Origin of the sequence: Streptomyces katrae, assembly GCF_000966975.1 — a bacterium.
Lineage (GTDB): Bacteria > Actinomycetota > Actinomycetes > Streptomycetales > Streptomycetaceae > Streptomyces > Streptomyces katrae.
This window is the reverse complement of record NZ_JZWV01001701.1, coordinates 1-970: the sequence shown is the minus strand read 5'-3', so window position 1 is coordinate 970 and position 970 is coordinate 1. Positions and strand designations below refer to the sequence as shown.

Sequence of the window (970 nt, the reverse complement as noted above, 5' to 3'; positions counted from 1 at the left end):
CCCGCCCGCCGGCCCAAGGCCGGCCGCGGACTCTGCGCCCCGGTGGACGGCACCACGGTGATTCCCGACGGGCAGCGGTGCAGCCAGGTGCTGCGGGAGTTCTTCCGGCGGGAGATCGGCCCCGAATTCCACTTCGACGGATACATGCGCGCGTACATCGCGGAGAACGCCGGCCGCACCCTGGCCGAAGCGGTGGCCCACTGGCACGACACCCGGGCGGCCGCGGCCGAACCCCATCCGATCGGCGCGCAGTTCGAGTTCAACCGCTTCCTGCGGGCCTGGCACGCAGGCCACCCGTCCGGCACGAGGGACGAAGCCCTGGCGGCCTGGCACGCCCACCGCTCGGCACCGCGTAGCCCTGCCGGGTCCGCGGGGCCCGCCGCGCCCGCAGGGTCCGCCGCGCCGGCCTGAAATGTGGCGGCAGCGCCGCCCTGTTCCTCTACGAGCCGACGGTCACCGGCGGCTCAGGTGACCAGGCCGAGGTGGACCGGTTCGGCCCGCGCGTCGGCGAGGAGGTCCGGCAGGCGCGGGGGCCACAGCGGCTCGCCGAGGGTGGCGAGCCGTTCCGGCGAGACCCACTGCCAGTGGATGCCTGGGGCTTCGAGGACGGGCTCCCGGTGGGGGCCGGTGGTGACGTAGATGTGCTCGTGCTGCCGGACGGGGATGCCCTCGTGGGTGAAGTCGTGCTCCCAGGTGCACAGCAGCCGCTGCGGCTCCAGATCGGCCCACCCGGTCTCCTCGCGCAACTCCCGCCGCACGCACTCCTCGGGGGTCTCGCCGGGATCCATACCGCCGCCCGGGGGCAGCCAGTGGATGCCGACTTCGACGTTGTTCTCCCGGAACAGGAACACCGACCCGCTGGGGGAGAGGACGACAATGCGCGCCGCTCGACGTGGAGTTCTCATCACCGCAGGGTACGGCGGCAACCGGCCCGGGGGGAGGGGGCGGTGAGGGGTGGGTGGGGGGCCGG

The 970-nt window shown here is 74.1% G+C and carries 2 protein-coding genes; one reads left to right on the top strand and one right to left on the bottom strand.

The window, feature by feature from the left end; genetic code table 11:
• On the top strand, positions 1-411 hold a 411-nt coding region (locus VR44_RS40200; RefSeq protein ID WP_045952648.1), incomplete at its 5' end, for a DUF6434 domain-containing protein.
• A gap of 53 nt (positions 412-464) precedes the next feature.
• On the opposite strand, the gene VR44_RS40195 is transcribed toward VR44_RS40200, so the two are convergent.
• The gene (locus VR44_RS40195) at positions 465-905 is read right to left on the bottom strand and encodes an NUDIX hydrolase (RefSeq protein WP_045952647.1); all 441 of its coding nucleotides are present in this window, start codon (positions 903-905) and stop codon (positions 465-467) included.
• Positions 906-970: the final 65 nt, after the last annotated feature.

What these genes read in the sequence shown, in the direction of transcription:
- VR44_RS40195 (WP_045952647.1), bottom strand. Translation starts at nt 905, where the DNA reads ATGAGAACTCCACGTCGAGCGGCGCGCATTGTCGTCCTCTCCCCCAGC.